The sequence below is a fragment of the Undibacterium sp. GW821-FHT11H02 genome, from assembly GCF_058808015.1.
The window spans coordinates 242,153-268,491 of sequence record NZ_JBXARG010000004.1 but is presented as its reverse complement, the minus strand read 5'-3'; the positions used below and the strand labels follow the sequence as shown (position 1 = coordinate 268,491).

19 protein-coding genes and 1 tRNA gene are annotated in these 26,339 nt (G+C 46.0%); 9 read left to right on the top strand and 11 right to left on the bottom strand.

Annotated elements, in window-relative coordinates; genetic code table 11:
* Positions 1–171: 171 nt before the first annotated feature.
* From clpX to AC1RR2_RS06395, 6 genes are all read right to left on the bottom strand, one after another.
* Positions 172–1,437, bottom strand: coding sequence for an ATP-dependent Clp protease ATP-binding subunit ClpX (clpX, locus tag AC1RR2_RS06420; protein WP_493221469.1), 1,266 nt, complete (start codon positions 1,435–1,437; stop codon positions 172–174).
* A gap of 194 nt (positions 1,438–1,631) precedes the next feature.
* Positions 1,632–2,258 (bottom strand): ATP-dependent Clp endopeptidase proteolytic subunit ClpP, encoded by a 627-nt coding sequence (gene clpP / locus AC1RR2_RS06415; protein ID WP_493221468.1) that lies wholly within the window; start codon positions 2,256–2,258, stop codon positions 1,632–1,634.
* 13 nt (positions 2,259–2,271) lie between these two features.
* Positions 2,272–3,615, bottom strand: coding sequence for a trigger factor (gene tig, locus AC1RR2_RS06410; RefSeq protein ID WP_493221467.1), 1,344 nt, complete (start codon positions 3,613–3,615; stop codon positions 2,272–2,274).
* 27 nt (positions 3,616–3,642) lie between these two features.
* Positions 3,643–3,729 (bottom strand) — tRNA-Leu (locus AC1RR2_RS06405).
* Positions 3,730–4,030: 301 nt separating this feature from the next.
* Positions 4,031–7,156, bottom strand: coding sequence for an efflux RND transporter permease subunit (locus tag AC1RR2_RS06400; protein WP_493221466.1), 3,126 nt, complete (start codon positions 7,154–7,156; stop codon positions 4,031–4,033).
* Positions 7,153–8,340 carry an efflux RND transporter periplasmic adaptor subunit gene (locus AC1RR2_RS06395; RefSeq protein ID WP_493221465.1) on the bottom strand — a complete coding sequence of 396 codons (1,188 nt, stop codon included), beginning with the start codon at positions 8,338–8,340 and terminating at the stop codon, positions 7,153–7,155. Before AC1RR2_RS06395 ends, AC1RR2_RS06400 begins: the two co-directional genes overlap by 4 nt.
* Before the next feature lie 431 nt (positions 8,341–8,771).
* Here AC1RR2_RS06395 and hpnC point away from each other — a divergent pair, with 431 nt between their 5' ends.
* Together hpnC and AC1RR2_RS06385 are read left to right on the top strand one after the other, a co-directional pair.
* Positions 8,772–9,590 carry a squalene synthase HpnC gene (gene hpnC, locus AC1RR2_RS06390; protein WP_493221464.1) on the top strand — a complete coding sequence of 273 codons (819 nt, stop codon included), beginning with the start codon at positions 8,772–8,774 and terminating at the stop codon, positions 9,588–9,590.
* Positions 9,591–9,648: 58 nt separating this feature from the next.
* Positions 9,649–10,353: a M24 family metallopeptidase gene (locus AC1RR2_RS06385; RefSeq protein ID WP_493221463.1), complete on the top strand. Its 705-nt coding sequence runs from the start codon at positions 9,649–9,651 to the stop codon at positions 10,351–10,353.
* Between the two features lie 99 nt (positions 10,354–10,452).
* On the opposite strand, the gene AC1RR2_RS06380 is transcribed toward AC1RR2_RS06385, so the two are convergent.
* Positions 10,453–11,304, bottom strand: coding sequence for a hypothetical protein (locus AC1RR2_RS06380; protein WP_493221462.1), 852 nt, complete (start codon positions 11,302–11,304; stop codon positions 10,453–10,455).
* Positions 11,305–11,550: 246 nt separating this feature from the next.
* On the opposite strand from AC1RR2_RS06380, the gene hpnD reads away from it, so the two are divergent.
* Positions 11,551–12,384 (top strand): presqualene diphosphate synthase HpnD, encoded by an 834-nt coding sequence (gene hpnD, locus AC1RR2_RS06375; protein ID WP_493221461.1) that lies wholly within the window; start codon positions 11,551–11,553, stop codon positions 12,382–12,384.
* A gap of 7 nt (positions 12,385–12,391) precedes the next feature.
* Positions 12,392–13,726 carry a hydroxysqualene dehydroxylase HpnE gene (gene hpnE / locus AC1RR2_RS06370; protein ID WP_493221460.1) on the top strand — a complete coding sequence of 445 codons (1,335 nt, stop codon included), beginning with the start codon at positions 12,392–12,394 and terminating at the stop codon, positions 13,724–13,726.
* Between the two features lie 24 nt (positions 13,727–13,750).
* Here hpnE and AC1RR2_RS06365 read toward each other — a convergent pair whose 3' ends face one another.
* The 3 genes from AC1RR2_RS06365 to AC1RR2_RS06355 all read right to left on the bottom strand — a co-directional run bounded on the left by AC1RR2_RS06365 (position 13,751) and on the right by AC1RR2_RS06355 (position 17,270).
* Entirely contained in the window at positions 13,751–14,845 is a 1,095-nt protein-coding gene (locus tag AC1RR2_RS06365; protein ID WP_493221459.1) for a ferritin-like domain-containing protein, read from the bottom strand.
* A gap of 3 nt (positions 14,846–14,848) precedes the next feature.
* On the bottom strand, positions 14,849–16,711 hold the full coding sequence (locus AC1RR2_RS06360) for a GMC family oxidoreductase (protein ID WP_493221458.1): 1,863 nt from the start codon (positions 16,709–16,711) through the stop codon (positions 14,849–14,851).
* An 85-nt stretch (positions 16,712–16,796) separates the two neighbouring features.
* On the bottom strand, positions 16,797–17,270 hold the full coding sequence (locus AC1RR2_RS06355) for a hypothetical protein (RefSeq protein ID WP_493221457.1): 474 nt from the start codon (positions 17,268–17,270) through the stop codon (positions 16,797–16,799).
* A 347-nt stretch (positions 17,271–17,617) separates the two neighbouring features.
* Between AC1RR2_RS06355 and AC1RR2_RS06350 the strand changes: the two genes are divergently transcribed.
* From AC1RR2_RS06350 to AC1RR2_RS06330, 5 genes are all read left to right on the top strand, one after another.
* On the top strand, positions 17,618–18,196 hold the full coding sequence (locus tag AC1RR2_RS06350; protein WP_493221456.1) for a class I SAM-dependent rRNA methyltransferase: 579 nt from the start codon (positions 17,618–17,620) through the stop codon (positions 18,194–18,196).
* A 531-nt stretch (positions 18,197–18,727) separates the two neighbouring features.
* Positions 18,728–21,403, top strand: a complete 2,676-nt coding sequence (locus AC1RR2_RS06345; RefSeq protein ID WP_493221455.1) for a TonB-dependent receptor — start codon at positions 18,728–18,730, stop codon at positions 21,401–21,403.
* A gap of 460 nt (positions 21,404–21,863) precedes the next feature.
* On the top strand, positions 21,864–23,573 hold the full coding sequence (locus AC1RR2_RS06340; protein ID WP_493221454.1) for a sensor histidine kinase: 1,710 nt from the start codon (positions 21,864–21,866) through the stop codon (positions 23,571–23,573).
* 23 nt (positions 23,574–23,596) lie between these two features.
* The gene (locus AC1RR2_RS06335; protein WP_493221453.1) at positions 23,597–24,286 is read left to right on the top strand and encodes a response regulator transcription factor; all 690 of its coding nucleotides are present in this window, start codon (positions 23,597–23,599) and stop codon (positions 24,284–24,286) included.
* Between the two features lie 184 nt (positions 24,287–24,470).
* Positions 24,471–24,656, top strand: a complete 186-nt coding sequence (locus AC1RR2_RS06330; RefSeq protein WP_493221452.1) for a hypothetical protein — start codon at positions 24,471–24,473, stop codon at positions 24,654–24,656.
* 95 nt (positions 24,657–24,751) lie between these two features.
* Here the strand turns inward: AC1RR2_RS06330 and AC1RR2_RS06325 are convergent, their stop codons facing one another.
* Positions 24,752–26,080, bottom strand: a complete 1,329-nt coding sequence (locus AC1RR2_RS06325) for an extracellular solute-binding protein (protein ID WP_493221451.1) — start codon at positions 26,078–26,080, stop codon at positions 24,752–24,754.
* Positions 26,081–26,339 lie beyond the last annotated feature (259 nt).

The window sequence follows — 26,339 nt, the reverse complement described above, 5'->3', positions numbered from 1 at the left end:
CAGAGAAGTCTCCGGGTAGCTTTTCGATTGAAGCTAAAAATCTCTATTGTTTCGATAAATTGTACCGTTTATTTTTGCGAATCACAGGCAAAAAAAGCTGATTCGCAAAAAGATTGCGGAAATTTTCAATAAAACGACTGAATTGCAACTGAGTTTGAAATAATGGAAATATTACGCACCTGCAACTTTAGCTTGTTCGTTGTAAATCAACAATGGTTTTGCGCCATTATTGATGGTATTTTCATCAATAACCACTTTGCTGACATTTTTCTCGCTCGGTAATTCGAACATGATATCGAGCAAAGCGTGTTCTAGTATGGAACGTAAACCACGCGCGCCAGTTTTACGGGCGATCGCTTTCTTAGCAATGGCCTGCAACGCCGAAGGACGAATCTCGAGCTCGCAACCCTCCATCTCCAGCAGTTTTGCGTACTGTTTAATTAAGGCATTTTTTGGTTCAACCAAAATCTGAATCAAAGCAGCCTCATCCAACTCCATCAGGGTCGCAATCACTGGCAAACGACCAACTAATTCGGGAATGATCCCGAACTTAATCAAGTCCTGTGGCTCCGCATCAAGAATAACCTGGCTAGCACTTTTTTGACTTTCGCTTTTCACACTGGCCGCAAAACCGATACCACTCTTCTCCGAGCGATCAGAAATAATCTTCGCCAAACCATCAAACGCACCACCGCAAATAAACATAATATTGGTCGTATCGATTTGAATGAAATCTTGATTAGGATGCTTACGCCCCCCTTGTGGTGGCACCGATGCCATCGTTCCTTCAATCAATTTCAACAAAGCTTGCTGCACACCCTCGCCCGACACATCTCGGGTAATGGAAGGGTTTTCTGCTTTACGTGAAATCTTGTCTATTTCATCGATATAGACGATACCTTTTTGGGCTCGCTCTACTTCGTAGTTGCAATTTTGCAGTAACTTTTGAATGATATTTTCCACATCTTCACCGACGTAACCAGCCTCGGTCAAAGTCGTCGCATCCGCAATCACAAATGGCACATTCAACATACGTGCCAGCGTTTGGGCCAACAAGGTTTTACCGGAGCCCGTAGGACCAACCAACAAGATGTTACTCTTAGCGAGTTCAACATCATCCTTCTTACCCAAATGTTTTAGACGTTTATAGTGGTTGTAGACTGCGACGGCCAAAATGCGCTTTGCTTTCTCTTGCCCGATCACGTATTGATCCAACAATTCTGTAATTTCAACGGGAGTTGGCAAATCGCTTTTCGCGGAGCTAATCGGCTCCAGCGCATTGATTTCATCACGAATAATATCGTTACATAAATCAATACATTCATCACATATGAAGACCGATGGCCCAGCGATCAGTTTCTTCACTTCATGTTGACTCTTACCGCAGAATGAGCAGTAAAGTAATTTTTCACCAGCAGTGCTTTTTTTATCTGACATAATGCTTTTTATTAATTTTAACGAAGTAGGCGATGCCCGTTATATTACTGCAAAAATCGCATAAACTAGGCAAAGCAAATAATTTTACAGATACAAAACTCAATTACCAAGCTTGACAAATGAGCTTAGATAAACAAAAACGCCCGCACCTGAAGGTCGCGGGCGTTTCTTATTCATTTCTACGCAGGAAATTCTTAAATACGATGCGTTAGTACTTTATCGATCAAACCATATTCAGCGGCTGTATCCGCCGACATAAAATTATCGCGATCGGTATCTTTCGCAATTTGCTCAATGCTTTGGCCCGTTTTTTCAGCCAAAATACCGTTCAAACGTTCACGCAAATACAAAATCTCACGTGCTTGAATTTCAATATCAGATGCCTGACCTTGTGCACCGCCTAATGGTTGATGAATCATGATGCGAGAGTTTGGCAAAGAAAATCGCTTACCTTTTGCACCGGCCGCTAACAGGAAAGCCCCCATAGAAGCTGCTAATCCTGTGCATAGTGTCGACACATCAGGCTTGATAAACTGCATCGTATCAAATATTGCCATACCCGCAGATACCGAGCCCCCAGGAGAATTAATATAAAGTGAAATGTCCTTATCTGGATTTTCACTCTCTAAAAACAACAACTGGGCGACGATCAAGTTTGCAGCCTGATCATTAACCGGACCAACCAGAAAAATCACACGCTCTTTGAGCAAGCGGGAATAGATGTCGTAAGCACGTTCTCCTCGCCCACTTTGCTCAACCACCATTGGCACCATGCCAAGCATATTTGTTTCTAAACCAGAGTTATGAATGATGCCTGTCATGAATTATCCTATCTTATTGTGCTGGGTTATTACCCATCAATTCGTCAAACGGCAAAACTGAATCACTCACTTTTGCCTTACCCAACACATAGTTAACGACGTTTTCTTCTAATACAAGGGCTTCGACTTCAGCTAAACGATTACGATCACTATAGTAGTACTTCACTACTTGCTGCGGATCTTCGTAGCTTTGAGCAAAATCTTCTACCTGTGCTTTGATTTGATCTGCTGTTGCTTGCAACTGATTCGCTTTCACCAATTCAGCCAAAATCAAACCCAAACGTACGCGACGTTCTGCTTGTGCTGTAAACAATTCAGTTGGAAACGGCACACCTTGCACGTTCATACCACGCTGTGCCATATCTTGACGTGTCATTTCAGCTAAACGCTCTGCATCTTGCTCAATCAACACTACTGGAGCATCAAATTCCACTGCTTTGACTAAAGCATCCATGACGCTGTCTTTGGTCTTTGCTTTAACGCGGCCTTTAACTTCGCGCTCAAGATTATCCTTGATGTCGTTACGCATTTTTGCCAGGTCGCCATCTTCTACGCCCAACATTTTTGCGAATTCAGCATCAACCTCAGGCAAATGTGCCCACTCCAATTTTGTCAGAGTAACCGTGAACTCGGCAGTTTTACCAGCCACATCTTTGCTATGGTAATCTTCAGGGAAAGCTAGTGGGAACACTTTAGAATCGCCTACTTTCAAGCCCAAAGTTGCCGCTTCAAATTCTGGCAACATGCGCCCTTCACCTAAGACGAAAGCAAACGCTTCTGCTTTACCGCCAGCAAATTCAACGCCGTCTATCGTACCAACGAAATCAACCGTAGCGCGGTCGCCATTTTGTGCAGACTGATCCGCACCGCCATCGCCGTGCGCACTTTGCTCACCTTTAACGTGGAAATGCACGCGTTGCTTGCGCAAAATATCGATTGTCTTGTCGATCTCGGCAACAGTTACATCAGTTTTAACCTGAGTCACTTCAACACCAGACAAATCACCTACAACAACTTCTGGATACACTTCAAAAGTGGCATCAAAAGTAAAGTAGTTTTCAGAATAGCTTTTCTTAGGTTCAATACGTGGATAGCCAGCAACTCGCAAGTTATTTTCTTTAACTGCTTCGCTGAAAGCGATGCCCACCTTCTCGTTGAGCACCTCATTTTCAACTTGATAGCCATATTGAGCCGCGACCATTTTCATCGGCACTTTTCCTGGACGGAAGCCAGGCGCCTTTGCTGAACGAGCACGTACTTTTAAACGCTTCTCAATTTCCGGTTGCATTTCTGAAATCGGGAATGTGAGCGTAATACGACGTTCTAATTTTTCTAAAGTTTCGACTGCAGTTGCCATGAAAATCGTCCAAATATAAAGAGTCTGTGGTGCGAGGAGGGGGACTCGAACCCCCACACCATTGCTGGCGTCAGGACCTAAACCTGGTGCGTCTACCAATTTCGCCATCCTCGCGGGATGAGCATGCCTTCCAACAAAAGCAAAGGGCGACTTAAATTGCATTGTCGCCCATAACTAGCATTGTGGCATTTCAACTTCAGCCGACTATTCTACTGGATTTTCTTACTGCTTGTCTCGTCTTTTTTGTAATCGAATTAGAAAGAACGCTTAAAGCACTTATTTTTACCAACTTTGACGACGATTTTTTTATCAAAGCCTGTCAATTACACGCGATAAAACGCTCTTTCCACATTACCTAAAGCAAGGCACACGAATGATTTTTCCAGCCAACCTAAGCGCTCTTTCAAACTACTATTTAAACCTTCTTAATTCGGAACCAAGCCGCATACAAGGCTGGCAAGAACAACAAAGTTAATGCAGTTGCAATAATCAATCCGCCCATAATCGCCACTGCCATAGGCCCCCAAAAGACAGACCGTGACAAAGGTATCATCGCCAATACCGCTGCGGCAGCTGTCAGAATAATCGGACGGAAACGGCGAACCGCAGCCTCAACAATTGCATCCCAAGCTGGCACACCCGCTTCTCGGTCTTGCTCAATCTGATCAATCAAAATGACGGAATTGCGAATAATCATGCCGAACAAGGCAATTACCCCTAATTGCGCCACGAAACCAAATGGTCTTTGCAAAAGTAGTAAAGCCATTGCTGCACCGGCTACGCCTAAAGGACCGGTCAAGAACACCAATACTGCACGTGAGAAGCTATGTAGTTGCAACATCAGTAAAGTGAAGATAATAAAAATCACCAAAGGCACATTTGCGGCAATCGATTCTTGCGCTTTACCACTATCTGCTGCAGCACCTGCCAATTCAATTTTATAGCCTGGCAACAAGCTCGCTCTGATCGCATCTAATTTAGGATTAATTTGCGAAGACACGGTTGGTCCCTGTATGCCGTCCGCAACATCAGATTGCACAGTCACCGCCCATTCACGCCCTTCACGCCACACCACACCTGGCTCCCAAGCCAAGCCTATGCGTGCCACTTGCGATAAGGGTACTGTTTTGCCGCCTACAGTAGGAATGTTTGCATTACTCAAAGCCTGTACTGTGGATCGTTCATCAACTGGCTGACGGACAACAATATCGATCAACTTATTTGACTCTCTAAACTGCCCAACGGTGGTGCCTGTCAAGATCGTGTTTGCTGCACGCATCACAGTTTGAGATGTAATTCCCAGCGCACGCAACTTATCTTGATCCATATCGATGCGTACGACTTTTACTGACTCGTTCCAGTTATCGTTAACACCGATCGCATTTGGATTGGCACGCATCACCGCTTTGACGCGATCCGCAACTTCACGGACCTTGTCCACTTCCAAACCTGTAACACGGAACTGAACCGGATACGGCACTGGTGGACCATTTGGCAAAAGTTTAACGCGACCACGAACTTCAGGGAAATCTTCCTTAAAAGCCTGCGTGATTTTCAGGCGCAAAGTTTCGCGCGCTTTCAAATCTTTTGGCAACACAACAATTTGTGTCACATTCGTTTGTGGAAAAATCTGATCCAATGGTAAATAAAAACGTGGACTACCTGTACCGACATAACTAGTCACACTTTCCACGCCCTGCTGCTTTTGAATAAAGGCTTCAAACTTCTTCGCTTGGGCCTCTGTCGCTGCAAAGGAAGACCCCTCAGGCAACCACAATTCCACCATTAATTCTGGACGGCTAGAATCTGGAAAGAACTGTTGCTCAATAAATTTAAAGCCAAATACACCAAGTCCAAAAACTGCCAGGGTAATCACAATCGTCGTCTTGCGCCAAGTCACACACCAATTCACCAGCGCACGGAAACGGGTATAAAACGGTGTATCAAATAATTCATGATGACCATCCGCACCAGCATGCGGTTTCACTTTCAACAAAAGATAGCCAAGGTAAGGCGTAAATAATACGGCGGCCAACCAAGAAATCAACAAAGCCAAAGCATTGACCGAGAACATCGAAAAGGTGTACTCACCCGCCGCTGACTCCGCCAAACCGATAGGTAAAAAGCCCGCAGCCGTAATTAAGGTACCGGTGAGCATAGGCATGGCTGTCGATGTGTAGGCAAAGGTCGCGGCATCAAAACGCGAGAACCCTTCCTCCATTTTTCTCACCATCATTTCGACGGCAATAATGGCATCATCGACCAACAAGCCCAGTGCAATAATCAAGGCACCTAGCGATATCTTATGCAGATCGATGTTCAACATACGCATAAACAAGAAGGTTACCGCTAACACCAGCGGTATCGTCAAACCGACGACTAAACCGGGCCAAATATCGAGCCGCCAGGGCTTGGTATGCAAACCCAAAGACAAGAAGCTGACAGCAAGAACGATCACCACTGCTTCGATCAAAGTATTAACGAATTCGCCAACTGAGGACGCAACAATTTTAGGTTGATCAGAAACACGATCTAATTGTATGCCGACCGGTAGTTGCGACTTGATCGTGGCAACTTCAGTTTGCAAATGCTTACCAAGCTCGATAATATTGCCGCCCTTCTCCATAGAGATACCGAGACCAATCACTTCCTTGCCATTGAATCGCATTTTATCGACAGGTGGATTTTTGTACTCGCGCTTAATAACCGCAAAATCTCCTAAACGGAAGGTAGTTCCATTGGCACGCAATTGCAGATTCTCAAGATCTTTGACGGTCAGCAAAGCACCCGAGATACGGACTTGCAAATTACTCGCCGATGTCGTTAGTACACCCGTACCTTCTATAGAATTTTGTGAATTAATTTGCGCAACCACGGTTTCAAATGGCACACCTAATTGCGAAAACTTTTTCTGAGAAAATTCGATATTAATTTTCTCTTCTTGTACGCCGAACATTTCGACTTTGGCGACTTTAGGAATACGCAAAAATTGCTGGCGCACGAAATCCGCGTACTCACGCATTTCTTCGTAGGTAAAGCCATCGGCAGAAATCGCAAAAATTGAACCGTAAGTATCACCAAATTCATCATTAAAGAAGGGACCGACTACACCCGCCGGCAAGGTACCTTTGATATCTCCAATTTTCTTACGCACCTGATACCAGGTTTGAGCAGTCTCTTTAGGTGGCGTTGACTCACGCAACTGCAAAATAATCAATGTTTCGCCAGGTTTGGAGTAACTGCGAATTTTGTCGACATATGGTGCTTCTTGTAATTTCTTCTCTAACTTATCGGTCACCTGATCTGCCATTTGCAAAGCGGTAGCCCCAGGCCACACGGCACGCACCACCATTGCTCTAAACGTAAACGGTGGATCTTCGTCTTGCCCCAAACGTCCGAAACTAAAAATTCCGCCCAGTAACAATGCAACCATTAAATAGCGGGTTAAAGGAATATGTTCAAGTGCCCAACGGGATAGATTAAATCCCTCAGATTTGTGCTCAGGCTTATCGCCTGGAGATTGCTGATTGACTTGACTCATTTAGCAACTCCACTTGCATTCGCTGCCATGACCGCTGGGTTGCTAGCATCACTTGCTGCTTCAACGCCCAAAATTTTGACTTTTTGACCGTTTTTGAGCAAATTCACACCCGCAGTAACGACCATCTGCCCAGAACTAACACCGCTGGCAATCAACACATCTTCACCAATCGTACCGCCCAATTGCACAGGCACTAATTTCACCGCACCAGACTCAACCACCCAGACGGAATTGACATTTTTTTCTTGCAACAAAGCAGTTAAAGGCAAACGCACCATCGCATGTGGATTTTTCATCCCAAACGACACCATCGCCGTCATGCCCAAGCGCACATCTTTTACCGTAGGAGACAAAGCCACTTTGGCGGTAAAAGTACGCGTTACCGGGTCTGCAATCGGCGATAATTCGCGCAACTTGGCAGCAATCACTTCACCTTGATTTGCCCACATACGTACTTTAACGTCAGACATATTGCGTATGCTATTAATTTTATCTTCTGGGATGCCAACCACTACATCAAGCTCACCTGTTTTTGCGACACGAACGACTGGCGAACCTGCCGCGACCACTTGTCCAACCTCGGCATCAATACCTGTCACAACGCCATCAACGTCGGCCACCAAACTAGCATATGAGGCTTGATTCGACTGATTCGACAATCCTGCTTTTGCCTGATCATAGCTCGCCTGCGCCGCTCTGAACGCCGTTTCTTTTGCATCTAATACCGCTTGCGCGACAAAATTCTTTTCACGTAATTCTTGGTAGCGTTTTAATTCTGCTTTTGCCAGATCGCGGTTACTTTCGGCTGCACTTAATCCAGCCTTAGCTTGCGCCTGTCCTAGCAGCAAATCTTGTGGATCTAGCTGCATCAAAACCTGGCCTCGTTTCACGATTGTACCGACATCCACTTTACGCGCCACAATTTTGCCTGGAACCCGGAATCCTAAACGAGACTCTATACGCGGACGTACTTCACCGGAAAATTCGGTAGCAATTTCACTCCCTTCCATCACAGCTTGCAAAGCTCGGACTGGCCGAATATCTTCGGTCTTTTCGACTTTTTTACTGCAAGCGCTTAGGCTCAACATAGTTACCATACCTAACACGGACAAAAGTGTGAGTAGCGAACGAGATTGACTTGATGTTTTCAAGACAGAGGTGGGGATCAATGGAGAATTTGACACGGGTTTTTCCTTTACTATTCCGTCACTATGCATATGGCGCAACGCCTATGCGCTGCACTCGGGGAAATTTTTAAGCTGTGTTCGAAACTCGCTTGATCGATTTCAGGCGGATGATCACCGACAACAATCAACTGACAGTCGAACTAAATATTCAGTCTTCTATACCATTTACAATCTACGCGGGAGTGCAGCTTTTATCAGCGATTTGTGCAAAATAGGCAAAAAATAGGCCAAGGAGCTCAACATGATAAGAACACAAAGCAAAGCTGGCATCGATAATTGGCTTCAAATATCTTTTTCCGCATTATAAAAAGTCTATCTCAGATTAAAAAACGAAGCGCAATTAAATTACTGACTCACGGGTAAGTAATTATAATGATGAATCTTTTAAAAGCCAATGACTTTCGAGTCATTTATTTTCAAATGCCATTATGACAATCAATCATTACGAAAACTTTCCGGTTGCCTCCTGGCTGATTCCCTCCCATTTGCGCCCTGCGGTGCGCACAATTTATGCTTTTGCCAGGAGTGCCGACGACATAGCTGATGAAGGTGACGCCAGCGACGAACAACGCCTTTCGGATTTACAAAACTACGAAGATCAATTGCATTTGATTGCTGCCGGTGGTCGCAGCGACCAAACTCTTTTTCAAGACTTAGGCGAAATTATTCGACTTCACCATCTCCCTGTTCCCGCCTTGCTCGACTTGCTGACGGCATTCAAACAGGATATTCATACCAAACGCTACGTAGATTTTGTTAGCCTGCTTGCCTATTGCCAGCACTCGGCCAACCCGGTAGGTCGTATTATGTTAAGACTATTTCATGCTGATACCGAAGAAAACTTGCGCTGCTCGGATCAAATTTGTAGTGCTCTGCAGTTGATTAACTTTTGGCAAGATATCGCTATCGACTGGCAAAAACAGCGTGTTTATATTCCGCAAGAAGACCTATTGCACTTCGGCATAAGTGAGGTTGAGATAGACCTCGGCATACAAAAGCTCAATTCAAATGCATGGCAAGAGCTAATGCAATTTCAGATTCAACGTACGCGCCAAATGATGCTCGATGGCAGCCAGCTCTGCAGACGAGTACCTGGTCGATTCGGCTTTGAATTGCGCTTAGTAGTGCAAGGTGGTCTCCGCATACTAGAAAAAATAGAACGAGTAAAGGGAGACATATTTCATCAGCGACCACGAATTTTAAAAACTGACGCACCTCTACTCTTGTGGAAAGCTTTGAAAATGTAAATTCCCACTCGACGGGTCTGAGTGTAAAATGGCAAAGAAGTCATACTAAGATTGAATTATGCCCAGCCTAGAGCAGATCAAGCACTATCGTCAGGTACAGGATGCTGCAAAATCAGCAATGGCGCGCCTGCCTGCTTTATTAAGCATTGATGATAGCGAACAAAGTATCGCGCAGAAAGCGCATGACTTATTGTGCCAATCTGGCTACCCTGATACTTGGTATTACGACTGCCCGGCATTGGTTTTGGCGGGAAGTCGCAGTTGCCTTTCTATCTCAGGAAAACAATATCAAGCCAGCGAAGAAAAATTGGGCGGGAAAAACCTGATCAGCATTGATCTTAGCCCTGCAAAAAATGACGTATGGGGTGATTATTCGCGAACCTTCGCATTTGAATTCGGCTCTTATGTAGAACAACCCAAGACTTTAGAGTATCGTAATGGCCTGCGTTTTCTGGCACAGTTACATGAAGAAATGATGCGATGGCTAAGACCTGAAGTCAGTTTTCATCAGCTCTTTCAATGGACTAATGTGCGGATTCGCGAGAGCGGTTTTGTGAACTTAGATTTTCGTAGCAATGTGGGGCACAGCTTGGAAAGTCAGCGCGAGTTACGCCAATTTATACAATCCAATAATCACCTCGCCTTATCCGAAGTTGATTTTTTCAGCTTTGAACCCTTTGTCCGACTAAAAGGTGGTCAATGGGGGTTCAAACATGAAGATATCTTTTATTTCAATCAAGCCGGTCGGCTTGAGTGCCTATAAGTAACTATGAGTGTCTTAATTAGTGTTCAATAAAAAAGCCAGGGATACCCTGGCTTTTAACTCTTCTAACGCTAACTAAACTTAGCGTATGCTTTAACGTTAAGTCGCGACGCAAGCCACAGAGATTTTTTGCGATGCGTCAGGCGCAGCCGCACTTACTTTGCCACTACCATTCGTCACCGTACATTTTTGACCCGTAGGTTGTGTGGATACTTGCACATCATAAGCGGCACCATCCAACAAACTGAAATTGAAGGTGAACACGCCATCCGCAAGCATGGTACGAACATCCGTGCCGTTATTCGTTAAGCCCAATGCAGTACCTACTTTCAAACCCGCCAAAGTACCGCCAACAGGTATTCCCGCGACACAATTAATGGCGATATTCTTTGCTGCTGGCAAGTTATTAATGTTTGCAGTACCTGTACCATTTAGAACGGTGCACACCTGCGATGCTGGTGGTATCGACACTTTCACGTCATAAGTCTTTTTATCCACAATATAAGTTTGCAGATCAAAGGCCCCATTTGCTGTAATAACCGTTTGTTGAATGTCGTTCACAGCCAACTGCAGCGATTTTGAACTATCAAGTCCGGAGAGATTTCCGCTTAAGGGAATGTTTGGGACGCAATTGACTGCAATACTGGTATTCGGTGCCTCACTGGTCATCCTACCTGAGCCATTTACCACCGTGCAATTGACCGGATTGGGTTGCGAATAAACAGAAATATTGTAAGCGGCATTACTTGCCACCTTAAAAGCAAAAGTACCATCAGCTGTTAAGGTCTGACTATAGCTAGCGTCATTAATTAACACCAAAGTACTTTTTCCATCAGTCGTTAAGCCTTTCACAGAACCACCGACCGTTGTGTACACAAAGCCACCACAACCTACCAGTGCCACGACTAATGCAGAACCGATAATCGCCAATTTTTTATTCAATTTAATCAAGATCACTCTACCTTTAAAGCGGCTTTAGCCAGATTTCGAGCTCGTCTCCGACTCGAACACATGAAAATAAGCTCGCATTGTACAACATGCCCGAGGCATTTTTTTGTCTATATATTGTAAGAAAAGACTACCAGACAATTTTGTAATGGTTTGTGCGATCTGCGCTTGTCGGTTAGGATTACGCCTCATTCCCACTTTATTCCATTTGAAATAAGTGCCCAAGAATCTAATCAGCTCAGCTTTCGCATGTCTCCAGACGAATATTGCCAAGAAAAAGCCGCTCAGAGCGGCTCCAGTTTTTATTACAGCTTCCTTTTTTTACCTCAGGAAAAACGCCGTGCCATCACCGCACTGTATGCGTTTTGCCGTGAAGTCGATGACGTGGTCGATAATTGCAGCGATGAAGCGGTCGCACGCAGCAAGCTCGCATGGTGGCGCAAAGAAGTTCAGGCCATGCTGCATAATAACCCTAGCCACCCTGTGACGAATGCGCTGCTACCCCATATGAGCACTTATCAACTAGAAGGTGCTCATTTACTCGCAATCATCGATGGCATGGAAATGGATCTGAACCAGAACCGCTATCTGGATTTCATCGCATTACAAAAATATTGCTGGCACGCGGCCGGTGTAGTGGGAATCTTATCCGCCAGTATTTTTGGTATCAAAAATCCGCAAACTAAACAATTTGCCGAAAAATTGGGATTGGCATTTCAGATGACGAATATCATTCGTGATGTCGGTGAAGATGCGCGCAAAGGCAGAATCTATCTGCCGGTCAATGAGCTGCAACAATTCAATGTTCCCGCTAGCGACATTCTCAATGCCAAGCATAGCGAACAATTTACTAAACTGATGCAGTTTCAGTACGAGCGTACTCAAAAATTATATGATGAAGCGTTTGCTTTATTGCCTGAGGAAGACAGGCGTGCGCAACGCACAGGCTTAATCATGGCAGCCATTTATCGTGCTCTATTAGTTGAAATTCAGCAGGATCAATTCCAGGTACTCAAGCAGAGAATTTCACTCACGCCTATCCGTAAGCTTTGGTTAGCGTGGAAGACGTATATCCGTGGTTAAGTTTCGCGTGCAAACAAAAACAAAGCGTGTCGCCGTCATCGGTGCAGGCTGGGCAGGCTGCGCCGCGGCTGTCACGCTTTGTAAGCAAGGCCACCAAGTTACTTTGATAGAGGCTGCACGGCGATTGGGTGGGCGTGCACGCGCAGTAGAAATCCATGGGCAGCAACTCGATAATGGTCAACACATCATGCTCGGTGCGTATACAGCATGTCTGGATTTGATGCGTTTCCTGAAAATCGATCTAAAGCAAGCATTGCTGCGCCTGCCTTTACAAATGGTGTACCCGCGCCAAACTGGCATGCAATTTATTGCTCCCAAATTGCCAGCACCCTTACATTTGCTTACTGCGCTTATCAATGCAAAAGGTCTTAATCGTGATGACAAAATGGCCTTGGCCCGTTTCTCAACGACCGCCCGCTGGATGGATTGGCAACTGAATCACGATTGTACTGTCAGTGAGCTATTAGAACGCTACGAACAAACTGAACGTCTTTGTCGCTTAATGTGGGTACCACTTTGCATTGCGGCCCTGAATACACCTCCAGAACGCGCATCTGCTCAAGTCTTTTTAAATGTGTTACGTGATAGCTTAGGCGCAAAACGTGCTGCCTCGGACATGTTAATTCCACGTGTCGACTTAAGCCGCTTGCTGCCGGATGCCGCAGCAAATTACCTGCAACAACACAAGGGACAAGTGTTCACGGGGCTCAATATCAAAACGCTGCGCCCAACAAATCATGGGACCTGGCTTTTAGATGAATTTCCTGAAGCAGATAAGGAATTTGACAGCATTATCGTCGCTACCAGTGCAACGCAATGTCAACGCCTGCTTGCTGGCGTTGGAAATAATGCTGCAAGCGATTCAGAATCGGTTAGCTTCCCTGATTTTAGTTACGAAGCAATCACCACTTGCTATTTACAATATGCACCAGAGCTCAAGTTAGAAAGAGCTTTTTTTGCTTTGGCAGATCATCCTCAGCTAGGGTATTGGGGACAATTCGTCTTTGATCGTGGTCATCTCAATCCAGAACAAGCCGGCCTATTCGCAGTCGTCGTAAGCGCATCAAGCGATGCAATACAGAATGATCATTCAACGCTGGCACAAGCAATAGCAAAACAACTCGCTGAACAATTACAAATACCTGAATTATTCATGCCAGAATGGACCCAAGTTATCACTGAAAAACGCGCGACCTTTGCCTGCACACCCAACTTACATCGGCCAGAGAATCGCACTAGATTTCCTGGTTTACTGATCGCAGGGGATTACACGGCAGGTGCTTACCCCGCAACGCTGGAAGCAGCTGTGCGTAGTGGTTTATTGGCGGCACAAGCCGTTTAAGGTTTTTCTAACAGGGGGAAATCCCTATATCACAACATACTCAAAACTAGGACCGGCCATCTTTCCGTTGGCGGTCGGTATCTGCATTAATTCCAAAGCTTTGTATTTGAGGTCATACATCACGGGAATCGCCTGCATCAAGGCTTGTGGCTCACCATTGCATGCCAGATGCAATTGATTGAGTAGCTGCATATAGGAATAATTAAATTCATAGGTTTTTTGCCAGAGGTCCGAGCCTTTTTTGTAATCACCCATCTTAGGATTCTCTTGCATATCGGATACGGCATTCCAGTTCACCGCCACCGCAGGACCAGTGGGAGGCGATTGCGCGCTGTCTGTCGGCAGATAGCGACGTTCATACATTACCTCCATATATTTGAAGTAATGTGCGTATTCAATCTGCTCGCCAAATAGGGCATGATCGGTATCGACGATAGAGCCATTCATGCCCTCACCTTGTCCGATAATTTCATTAATCGCCAAAATCGCATCATCGAGATTATGCACCGCGACTAATTTCCCGCCACCACCATAATAGTGATCCGGTGTTACTTGACGATTAGCATCACCAGTGAAAATACCGCCAGGCGTCGTATGATTCAAGTGGCGTAAGGCGTGTTTAATGGCCGCATAAAACTGACCTATTGTGGCGTAATGATTTGGTTCCGGAGGTGCGCAATGCGCTGCAGGATGTTCTATCTGCAAAAACACATTCATGCAATCAGGAGAGAATTTTTGCAGTGGGACAAGGAAAGCCTCATTGCTGTGTGGTAGATAAGTAGGATATTCCGGAATAAACTTCGGCTTATTAATCGCCGGTGCGCCGCCTATCGCGTTCAAGATGTTTGCCGCCAGTAGCATATGTAGCATCTCTTCCATCACGACGCTTTGTATAGTGCGGTAAGCAAACTCGTTGCTTACCGCGTCGATAGAGTACAGCGCGCACAAATAAGGAGGAATGGTTGAATGCTCCAACTCGACAGCGGTTTGTAAATGCTGGCGTAAAGACGCAATCGTCTTAATCGAACCAGCTTGTTCGACAGGCAAATCCGGTGGCAATAATTGGTGACGACGGCGGCCATTACCATTATCAATAGTCAATTGAATAGACTGTGTCATTGTTCACTCCGCTAATTGTTTTAGGATATTTTCAGCTGCCATGAAGGTCAGCGCTGTCATCGTTAAGGTGGGATTGGAGGTGCCCAGTGTTGGCATATTGCCGCAACCGACCAGATAGAGATTGGGATGATCCCAGGTTTGCTGGCTAGGCTTTACCACAGAGCTGGCAGGGTCATTTCCCATGCGATGAGTACCGACGATATGACCTGCACCACGGAAGGTATAACCGCGCCCTTCCCAAGTCACAAAATCAGCCTCATCGGGATTGTATTCAGTGAAATCTTGGATCTTATTCGCGGCGAAAATCTGATCCGACACTTGCTTCGCTGCTTTAAAAGATTTGCGCATGTAGGCTGAAGCGTCGTAGTGAATCACGGGTCGGTAATTATCCAGTTGATCTTTATATTTGGGGTCTATCGTCATACGATTACTGGGCTCCGGTGTTTGTTCACATTCGAAGTGCAGTAAGACTTGACGCGGCACGATGTCATTGATGTGTTGACGCAGTTTTTTACCAAAAATATTTTTCGCCAAGGCATTGCTGACATCTGTCGCAGGTGCAAAAGTGGGCCATGACCAACCCCAGTTATCAAGCGGAGAAATCCATGCAGCAAAATCTTTACGAAAATCACCATCGCGAAAAGTTGGAATATAGGTAGTGCAACCGGGACCACGGTAAGGAAACACTTTTTCAGGGAACAGGCCCCAAGTCAGCAAAACCAGATGATCCATCAAATTACGCCCCACCTGATCGCTGGAATTTGCGACATTTGAAGCCAGTAAAAGCTTGGCATTTTCTAAGGCACTTGCAGCCAGGACATAGATTTTTCCTTGCACTACTTCGGTATGATATTGCGGCGCATCACCATGGGCATATTTCTTGTACACGACGCCGCGAATTTCTTTTGTCTGTGGATCTAGCATCAGTTCAGATGCGACCGCTTGGGTACGAATTTCCAGCTTAGCCATATCCGATTTTTTGAGCGTTTTTAAGGCATTATATTTGGCCTGTACAGGGCAAATCGGTACGCAGCTGGCATTCCCTTCACAGCGTTCCCCGGTATATGGACTCCATATCGAACCGACTACCTGATACTTGCTTTTCGTCAAAGGCAACACCAGCTTTTGTTGCGCTTTATCCCATTGAACTGCGCCAAAATGATACTGAGGGTTAGGTATGGAATTACGCCCTTGTGGCATACTGATACAACTTAGTTTGTAAGGAACCCCATCCAAGGTGACCGTCAAATTTTGCGTATGTTTCATCCACACTTGGTCTTGAAAACTTTGTGGAATTTTCTGCATGGGGAAGACATAGTGCTCACCATAATTAGCTCGAGTCATGTCTGGCCCAAGCTGCGCTGCGACATCACCGGCGACACCAATTTCATTTTCTGCCATGTCGTAATAAGGTTTTAAATCCTCATAGCTAATCGGCCAATCCACACCCTGCCCATATAAAGTATTCATACGAAAATCATTGGGTAACATACGCGGCACATTGCCTAACCAATGTAAGGTCGTCCCACCCGCGCCACGTAGACAGTCACTGGCAAAAGGCAAAGGTCCCATCTGTACTAAATAACCCGTGTCATACGGCGTCTTGGCTTGAATTTCTAGGACATCAGGCGACTCAGCATCTTTGATATCGGGATAAGGCCCATTAGTGGCCTTATTTGCTTTACTGTAAAACGTCTGCAAATAGTATTGATAGTTTTGGTAGGCAAGCTCAGCATCTAATGCCATACCGGCCTCTAAGCCAGCCTCCAACATCAATACCGATTTGCCTGCCTGGCTTAAGGTCTTAGCCAGAACAGCACCGGCAATGCCGCTGCCAACAATTACCACATCGTAGTTATGCGTCATCATTCACTCACTTATTCAGATTGGCTAAAGAGTCACGAGAACAAGGCGCAAGCAAGTCGCATCGCCCACTCTTCCAAACTCATTTCTACAATGGCATATGCGCCCAAGAACCATAACCAGGTTGCTTTGCCCCCGGCGGATGGGTTTGCGCCGCAGGCCACATCAACCCCTGAATATAGGCATTGGCGCTGATATTGCGTACTTGCTGCAAATTGGCATTCGGATTATTTACTGTCGGTTCCCATTGGCCGGTGTACCACATATAAATAATATTTTTGGCTAGTCCCTGATAACTAGAATTGGGAATCAGATTCGAAGCGATCAAGGCTAGTAATTTCTCTTCGCCTCCTTGTGCCTGAAGTGTAATTGCAGCGACTTCGGCAAAAAAATTTTCCAAATTCTCTGCACTTGATTCCTGACAAATCGTATTGAAGTACTGATCTGTCATACCCGTTCCTTCTAGCTCCACACGCTCAAAGCCTGTGAGAAAAACCGATATATATAAGAATAGTTCTTGATGACGATGCAAATTTTGTGACGACTGTTCTAAGGAATACATTGATGCCCTCCATTTATCCTGGTTTCGATTTACAGAAAATTGCGTTGTCAAGCTGAGTGATTCTGTAAGACCACAATCAAAACATAGCAACATACGTGCCAATAAAAAACATAAGAAACCAAGAAAAATACCCAAACAAAAAATTTCTCTAACAATATTTACGCGTAAAGAGGCTTTATCTACACGTTAAGTTATGTCCATCTAAGGTCAATGACGCTTAGTGAAAAGTTTCCTATTTCATCCGGCGCACGATTTCCGAATCAAAAAAGGTGCTAGTTTGAAACCGACGTGTATACTTGAGCTCTATGGCGATTTCATGCCGCCCACTATTTTTCTCCGAGGTACCCATGCTCATCATCACCATCAAACAAGGCAAGGAAAAAAGCCTGTTAGCAGGCGATCCCTGGATCTACTTGTCAGCCATAGAACGCGTCGATGGTAAGTTTCATGAAAAAATGAAGTTTGGCGCCACCGCCTTAGTTCGTTCTTCTTCAGGGCAGTTTTTGGCAAGAGCAGGCTGGAGCCCCAAATCACAAATCCGCGCCCGGGTATGGAGTTTTGATGAAGCCGAGGCGGTCGATCACGCTATGTTCAAACGCAGGATCCAAGCTGCACTCGCCAAGCACTTGCCACTTACAGCACAAGCGGGTAAGCCGCAAAGACTGATCAATGCAGAAGAAGATCGTTTGCCGGGTCTGATTGTCGATTATCACGCACTGGATGCGGGTTATTTGAGCTGTCAGTTCCAAGCAGCGGGTGTGGACGCCTGGAAAGTCGCGATCGTCAAAACCTTAATCGCCGAAACCGGCTGTCCGAATGTATATGAACACACCGACTATCTGGTACGTAAAGGTGAAGGCCTCGCTGGCGGCGCGGGCGTACTAGCGGGTGATGAACCACCAGCTGATTTGTCAGCTTTGCGCTAATTTGAATTCACCTTTACGCGGCCAAGCTGCGTAATTTTTTACCACTCCACCACAAATTGAATTGCCGCTCAAAAATTTATCATTAAAGCGACATTCGTCAAACAAATGACGTTCCTTGTTTCACAAAATCCCTCAACGCTGAGACGCGGACAAAGACGGTACCAAGTTTTATTTCCTCTTTAGCTCACCACTAAGAAATTAGAGAAAATCGAGCAAACATTGGCAATTCTCGGCGCGCCTCGGCATCTCAGCGCCTCGGCGTCAAGGGGTTTTGACTTTTCTCTCTCGATTGAGTCAATGAATATTTAGATGGGACAGCCCTGACTAAGAAGCACTAAGTAAATTCACTTAGGGGCAAGAGTAAATTTCTGAATTGCGACTAAGGTCAACAAAGATAAAACTACGACAAGCCTCATTGTCAACAAGTGGACTGAATAAATTCATCAGCAATGAGCTTCGCATCGGGCGCATTGGGGAATTCAATTGGCTCGATATTTATGACAGACCGACCCAACTTTCGAGAGAGCAAAAATGCCCCGCCTCAGAACTTCACGAAGCATCATGCATTTGGCTATTGCCAGTGCTTGCACCCTACTCAGTTTTCAAGCCGACGCTCAAGAAACAGCCAGTGCGCAAAATAGCACGAATAAAACTGAGGACAACAAGAAAGAAACTATCCCAGAAATCATCGTCAGTGCCACGCGTCAAGCGACGTCTTTACTAAAAACGCCAGTGGCCGTGACAGCACTTAAAGCCGAAGATTTAATACGCGCCAATGTGAAAGAATTACTGAATTTGAGCGGTGCGATTCCTAATGTGCAGTTTGGTTTATCTAACGGCGACTCTGGGGTTTTGGTCTCTATCCGCGGCGTAACCTCCACCAACTTTACGGAAATTGGTGATCCGGCCGTCGGTATTCATATCGATGGCATTTATTCGCCGCGCCCACAAGGCTCGCTGGCGTTGATGTTCGATCTGGATCAAGTCGAAGTTTTGCGCGGCGCACAAGGGACTTTATTTGGCCGCAACTCAACGGCGGGCGTGGTGAATATTTTGCCTGCCAAACCAGAATTCAAAACCAACTATGGCTGGAGCTCACTCAACCTCGCCAACTATAACGGTAAGGAAATACGCTCAGTCTACAATTTTGGCATCAGTGATAACTTTGCTTTACGTGCCGCAGTGATGGTGGATAAACGTGATGGCTATATCAAACAAGAACGTGATTTGAGTGATAGAGGTGTGCTACTTTCCGATGGACATGGTGGCGCCAATTTCACCCCCGATGGCAAACCTGATGTGGATCAGCGCTTGAATCGTGTGCTATCCCCGAAGGACTATTACTCCAATTCCGACCAATGGGCGACGCGACTGACAGCACGTTGGGCGATTCACAAAGATTGGGAATGGACGGGCGGTTTTGAACATTATCAAAATTCCGGCGCCGGCGATGTTGGTCTAAAAGACTGCAAAATGGCCGCCGGTACTCGTTTCGCTTGCGGACCACAAGGTCAGTGGTACGCCAAGATCAATGTACCAGGCAAACTGGACATGAGCATCGACACCTATCGCAGTAATCTGGTGTGGAAACTCTCACCACAAACTGAGCTAGGATACAAAGTCGCTTACGCAGTACAAAAACGCGCTCAGAATCACGATGATGATGGCGGTCAGTCTTTCCTTGCATCCGACGTCGGTGTGATGGAGCCATGGGGCAATTGGGGCGCCCAGCATGCGCTCGATTGGGCCAGTTACACGTTGGACTCCAATTATCGTTCGCTGGTCAATGAAATTCAGATCAAGCAAAATTTTGATCAATGGCGCTACGTCGCGGGCTTCTTCAATATGTCAGAAAAAAATGCGATCAACTTTGCACAAGATAACCTGGTCGCTGCGCCTTGGGGCATGCCTCAAGGTCAATTTTATGCGCAGCCTGATCGTCAGGTACATTCCAAAGCACTGTTCGCACAAGCGGATATCAAATTGGCCGATCAGTTATCGGCCACCGCAGGCTTTCGTATGAGCAAAGATAGTCGCGAGGACCTCGGCGGCATCAGCGCTGGTCTGTGGAGCGCCGATACGCCGTGGTATTACAACGGGAAATTTGTGCCCAAAGAACCAGGCACTGGCACGCCGCACAATGGTACTGATCTGACTTTAGGCATGGGACCATTTGCTGGCGTCGGTGTATTTCCTGAGCCTGTCGTAAATACCCATAAAGCGAGTTGGGAAAAACCAACTTATCGCCTCGGCCTGCAATACGATATCGATAAAGCGACCATGGTGTTTGCCTCCGCAGCAACAGGTTATCGCCCGGGCGGATTCGGCGATAAATTCGATACCTGCGGTGGTGGTACTTGTACTGATGGTAGTAAGCAAAAATATAGCTATCTTGAATATCAACCTGAGCTCACCACGAACTTTGAAATTGGCTACAAAGGTCGCCACTTCAACAACAAGTTAGATTTGAGTGTGGTCTATTTCCATACCAAGTATAACGACATGCATGTCACTGGCATGAACGCGGTCGGCCAAAGAAAACTACGCGCTGATGAGACTTGCCCAGATTGGAATCCAACCTGCGATGTTGTCACCGCATGGAAAACCGAAAACATCGGCAATTCCAGAATTCAAGGTTTAGAAATCGAGTACAAAGCACGACCCTGGAGTGGTGGTATTCTTTCCGGCTATGCCTCGGTTCTCGACTCCAAGGTTTTATCGTATCCCACCTACGATGACAACTGGATGTGCGGTTACCGCCAGGAGTTTGGTGCAGAACCATGCGCCCCACTTTATTTAGGTTCAGACCCTAGCAAACGTGGTCGTGCAATCCGAGATGTGGTCGGCAATCAGCTACCGATGGCGCCGAAGTATTCCTATGCCATCAACTATTCTCATGATATTGAACTAAGCAATGGTTGGATATTGACACCCTCGTTCGGCATGCGCTATCAGAGTCGTATGTATTTTTCAGTGCGTAACTTGAACAATCCTGTCATCGGCGATTACCAAGATGCGTACACGAATTGGACCGCAGCTTTGAAATTAGCCGGCCAGGAAGACAAATGGAACGTGGAATTGTGGGGTACTAATCTGAGCAATAACATCGTCAAAAATTGGATGGGACAAGGCAATGCGGGTGGTTACACCTTCAATAGCTACAATCCGCCAAAGATGTTTGGGATTAGAGCCACCGTCAATTACTAATTTAAAACTAAATGAGGCTCAGTAAGACTCAATAAGGCTCCAAGCTTATGTGTTTCTATCACGCGATAAAGAAAGCTAAAACAGGTAAAGAAGTAACGCGAAAGAAACTTGGAATCGGCTTCCCCCAGGACGTTGTACCAATTAGTTCCATTGCTGCGTCACCCCCATTGCACCAGCAAAAAGACTGGATAAGTCGCACCAGTTTTAAAAAGAACTGAAGCTGTATTGCGAACTGGCTTTACACGGCAAATTTCGCTGAGAAATTTGCCGTTTTTTTCTTTTCTTTTTTGTGATGTCTCAAAAATCAAAAACATGCCTACTAAAACACGATGTTCATCTCAACGAAGCAAGCCATACAAGCCCATTTTTGCAAAAGAGCCTCGCGAATGTTAGATTACACGCTACCTTGATGTATTCATTATTCGCCCACGACAAACCGTCAACGCAATTAGGGAAAAAGATGCGATTTGCGCGACCTGGTTTATTCAACAACCGCTGGACCTGGATAGGCATGATGCTGTTTTTGACGGTAGGCTTGTTTGTATCTAGTACACTAGGTTGGCTTTGGTATGCCGAAAAACGTGCAGCGACCGCACGACAATCTTCGCTCGATCTGTTATGGATGGAACAGATCATCACCAATAAATTAGAAACCCACCAAGTCATGTTGCAAAACTGGGCACTTGATCTGGATCCCAATTCAGCCACCTCACGTGAAGAACTACTGCACCGAGTCGATAGCTTGGTCAAAGAAAATCATGCCATACTCGCGGTCGAATTGATTGACAAGAATCATCAACGCATCATAGGCCTGCCTGACTATGAACAACGCCCTAGCAATTTACCGCCCCTCAACGACCCTTTAGTCAGCGAAGCGATCAATCAAAGCCGCAATTTAAAAAATACCGCTTACAGCAAGGTCATAGAACAATTTGCGCCACTATGGGTACTCGCCATGCCCAATCCCAATGAGGCACTCAGCGAGAGCCAAATTTTGGTCACCTACGACCTGGATAAACTGCTCACGCAAGAAGTACCGTGGTGGTTTGTGCAGCGCTATGATTTGAGTCTGGTTGATAGAAACGACAAACAATTGTCTCCCAGTGAAGGCGGTATCGTCACGCACAGTAAAGAAGTTAACCGACTCGACTTTGGACCTGCGAATACAGGCTTGTCTTTGAAAACCAGCATACGTGCAACACAAAATTTTGATACGCTTTTATTTTCTTTGGCACTTGCTGTGCTCTTATTTGGCCTCCTTATCATCTGGTTGCTTCGTCTATTGCGACGTTGGCTCAAAGAGCGTCAAGCTACGCAACAAGCGCTGCGCGAGCGCGACGAACTGATTCAGCACACTGCACGCTTATCCAGCCTTGCCGAATTTGCCTCGGGCATGGCACATGAACTAAATCAACCTTTAGCCGCCATCGCCAACTATGCCGCTGCCGCAGAATGCCTACTGCAAACCGAGCAAATGCAATCACCCAAAATCCGGCAGGCGATAGAGAAAATGGGCGAAGAATCGCGTCGTGCAGGAAAAATCATGCGCAGTATGCGTAGCCTGATACAGAAAAGCGCAACGCCGCATGAGCCCTACTCGCTACCACGCTTGATCAATGAATCGATAGAACTGATCGAAGCACAGGCCAAACGTCAGCAGATACCGATTCAATTAGATGCACAAATCCAAGAGCTGATACTTGATTGCGATGCGGTCATGCTAAAACAAGTTCTGTTCAATCTGATGCGTAACGCCTTAGAAGCGATGGAAGCTGCCAGCATGACAGCAAACTCGACGGAAGTACCTGCCGCAACCCGGGCCGAACAACAATTGAAAATCATTGTCAAACAAGACAATCTGTATGTTAGCGTTAGCATTATCGACCGTGGCCACGGCATCGTTGAAGCGGATAAATTGTTTCAGGCTTTCTACACGACCAAATCAGAGGGGATGGGATTGGGTCTGGCGATCTGTAGAACAGTTATCGAGAATCACGGCGGTAAAATCTGGGCGGACAATAATCCAGATGGCGGCGCAAATTTTCAGTTTCGCTTGCCCCTGAATGCACAAAACGCACCATCGGCCTTACCGACATCAACAATAAAATCAAAACAATCAGAACAAGATTTTTCGCTGAACTTTGCGCAACAATCAGCGTCAAATAATTAGCAACCTACCCCCACGGTGACCTTATGATTTCCGCACAGAAAGTCGGTATGTCTACACAAAGCAGCCAATACAATTCACAAGTCCAGATACCCAAAATCGCTATCATTGACGACGACCCCAGCGTGCGCGGCTCGCTCGTCATGCTATTGGAGACACGTGATTGGGCGACCTGTGAATTTGAAAGGGCTAAAGATTTTCTAGAGAATGTCGACCCTGGCCACTTCAATTGTTTACTGGTCGATGTACGGATTCCCGAAACCAATGGCTTGGAATTATTCGATGAGCTCATTCGTCGCAGCAAGCTCAATAATAGTTATCTGCCCCCCGTCATTTTCTTGAGCGGGCATGGTGATATTCCGTTGGTCGTACGTGTGTTAAAACAGGGCGCTGTTGATTTCCTAGAAAAACCAGCTGACCATCGTAGCTTGCTCGACGCTATCAGTCGCGCACTTGCTACCGATGAGGCGGCCCGCAACAACTATTTGAGTCAGGCAGATTTACTAAAAGAGATCGCTGAATTGACACAAAGGGAACGTATGGTACTCACTGAAATCGTCGCTGGTTATCTGGGAAAACAAATTGCAGACCATCTCTCTATCAGCCCAAAAACCGTAGAGGCACACCGCCTACATATCTGCCAGAAATTGAAAGTACGCACCAGCATGGAGTTGGCTGCCAAGCTGCGCGATATTCCACCGAGTTTATGGCAGTAAGAGTTAGTATCGGATTCAACCTGGGTGAAAATGCTCATCGCAATAATACTCATATTGCAAAGTAGTTTTCCGAATAGTGTTTTCGCGCTTCCGATTTTATATTGTGATTGATGATGTTTTCGACGAAAAAATGACGCCCCCTTGAAGACCTTATCAATTCTATTTATATCATTGGAGATCAAAAATGAAACAAACATGTAAGCTTATCGGGCTCGTTTTAGCTCTGGGTATTGGTGTAAGTTCAGCTTATGCAATCAATAGCGGCCCGCTACCAAAGGATCCTGACAACAGCTATAAACGCTTTAAGTGTATTCAAGTCGCGCAAGGTGATCCTGCAAAAATTGCCGCATGCAAGAAAAAATTTCCGTAAGGCTTAAGGCTACAAATCGACATTGATTCAAGAATGAACAATAACAATTGGCGATTCTATTTTGAGGTCAAGAGATTCGCCAATCAGTTTAAAGATTACGGTTCTTTCGCCAAAATCGCATTCGCCTGATTCGATGCTTGCTCTAGATTTCTCTTGATAGCGAGCGTACTGTGTGAATCTTTTTGACCCTTAACTTGCGCACTCGTAACGGTCACAGGCGGCACATTGATTGAAGTCACCATTTTCGCGATATGGCTACGAAACACTGTTTCTAATTGCCCCCAAGCCGCCACGACTGGATAGTGACGTCCTAACTTAACCTGTTGAATAAACTCAGCATAGTGAGGCTCCTTCAACAAAGAGGGATCGTTCACAGCATCTAAACGAGCAGGTAACATGCCTGACAATTGGCTGAACTTCACTTGGGCTGGGCGTGACACCAGATACTTCAATAATTTCCAGGCTTCTTCTTTGTTTTTGGACGATTTCATCAATGCCAGATCGGACCCTGAAAAAAAAGTTTGATTGCCTTTTATGCCGGCAGGATAAGACGCAACTGCAAAATTTCGCGCCGTTGCGGTTTCCAATTGGCCGCCCTTGGCTTTCGGTGTATTCAACATTTTCAACACCCAAGGTCCGCTAAAGATAACCGCATACTGATTGGTAAAGAAACCCGACTCAATTTGCACCGAGTCTTTTTCCAATGCTGAGCGTGGCACCAAACCTTCATCGGCAAAGCTGGTGTAATAAGCGACGGCTTGTAGAGTTTCAGGCGAATTAATACTGGCCGATTTTCGGTCAGGGCTCAAAAAATCACCGCCCGCATTCCAAATCCAAGGCGCCAGATTATGCAAAATGTCTGAGTCACTTTTGCCTGGATAACCCAAAGCAGCGACTTTCTTACCTTCAAAAGTGATGCCATTAATCTTTTGCATCGCTTGTTTAAAACTACTCCAATTGGCGAACGCATCTCCCGGATTGATGCCCGCTTGCTTGAACAAGTCAGTGCGATAAAACGCAACCCGCGCACCGGCATACCAGGGAATAGCGAACACCTTGCCTTGATTATGTCGATGTGTTGTCACCCACGATGCAGGAAAGAAAGCGGCTTCGCCACCGACTTCATTTTGCTGCGCCTGGCTAATCGGTTCCAATGCATCTTTCGCGGAGATAGCCGCCACCCAAGTAGTACCGAGTTCAACCAGATCGGGTCCCTGCCCTGATTCTGCGGCCGCGCTAATTTTGCTCCAGGCATTTTCCCAATTGAGCACCGTAACATTCACACGCAGATTAGGATTTAGTGCCAGATAGGGACGCAAAATTTCCCGCATATCTTGTTGAGGTTGCGCGGTGGTCGACATAACCCAGATATTCAACTCCACTGCCTGCACAGCCTGCGCACTGCCAAGCCAGAGGCAAGTCAAGATTAAAAGGCGACGAGATTTAGCAACTGAACGCAGATTAAACCGAGATTTTCCATTAGGATTTGAGATGATGAGGGATGCACTTTTCGAGGCAGTTTTGATGTGAATGAGGCGCCAATAGCGAGCTATTGGCAACGAAGAGCAACAAAAATGACCGAAAATGCGCCCTCGGCGCTCAAATAGCGCCTTCGGCGCGCCTAATGGAAAATCTCGGTTAAAAATACGCCTATCAAAGAAGTGCAAAGTACGCACTTTGCGC

Coding starts and splice junctions, on each gene's coding strand:
- clpX (WP_493221469.1), bottom strand. CDS start 1,437: ATGTCAGATAAAAAAAGCACTGCTGGTGAAAAATTACTTTACTGCTCA.
- clpP (WP_493221468.1), bottom strand. CDS start 2,258: ATGACAGGCATCATTCATAACTCTGGTTTAGAAACAAATATGCTTGGC.
- tig (WP_493221467.1), bottom strand. CDS start 3,615: ATGGCAACTGCAGTCGAAACTTTAGAAAAATTAGAACGTCGTATTACG.
- AC1RR2_RS06400 (WP_493221466.1), bottom strand. CDS start 7,156: ATGAGTCAAGTCAATCAGCAATCTCCAGGCGATAAGCCTGAGCACAAA.
- hpnC (WP_493221464.1), top strand. CDS start 8,772: ATGACAATCAATCATTACGAAAACTTTCCGGTTGCCTCCTGGCTGATT.
- AC1RR2_RS06385 (WP_493221463.1), top strand. CDS start 9,649: ATGCCCAGCCTAGAGCAGATCAAGCACTATCGTCAGGTACAGGATGCT.
- hpnD (WP_493221461.1), top strand. CDS start 11,551: ATGTCTCCAGACGAATATTGCCAAGAAAAAGCCGCTCAGAGCGGCTCC.
- AC1RR2_RS06365 (WP_493221459.1), bottom strand. CDS start 14,845: ATGACACAGTCTATTCAATTGACTATTGATAATGGTAATGGCCGCCGT.
- AC1RR2_RS06360 (WP_493221458.1), bottom strand. CDS start 16,711: ATGACGCATAACTACGATGTGGTAATTGTTGGCAGCGGCATTGCCGGT.
- AC1RR2_RS06355 (WP_493221457.1), bottom strand. CDS start 17,270: ATGTATTCCTTAGAACAGTCGTCACAAAATTTGCATCGTCATCAAGAA.
- AC1RR2_RS06350 (WP_493221456.1), top strand. CDS start 17,618: ATGCTCATCATCACCATCAAACAAGGCAAGGAAAAAAGCCTGTTAGCA.
- AC1RR2_RS06345 (WP_493221455.1), top strand. CDS start 18,728: ATGCCCCGCCTCAGAACTTCACGAAGCATCATGCATTTGGCTATTGCC.
- AC1RR2_RS06340 (WP_493221454.1), top strand. CDS start 21,864: ATGCGATTTGCGCGACCTGGTTTATTCAACAACCGCTGGACCTGGATA.
- AC1RR2_RS06335 (WP_493221453.1), top strand. CDS start 23,597: ATGATTTCCGCACAGAAAGTCGGTATGTCTACACAAAGCAGCCAATAC.
- AC1RR2_RS06330 (WP_493221452.1), top strand. CDS start 24,471: ATGAAACAAACATGTAAGCTTATCGGGCTCGTTTTAGCTCTGGGTATT.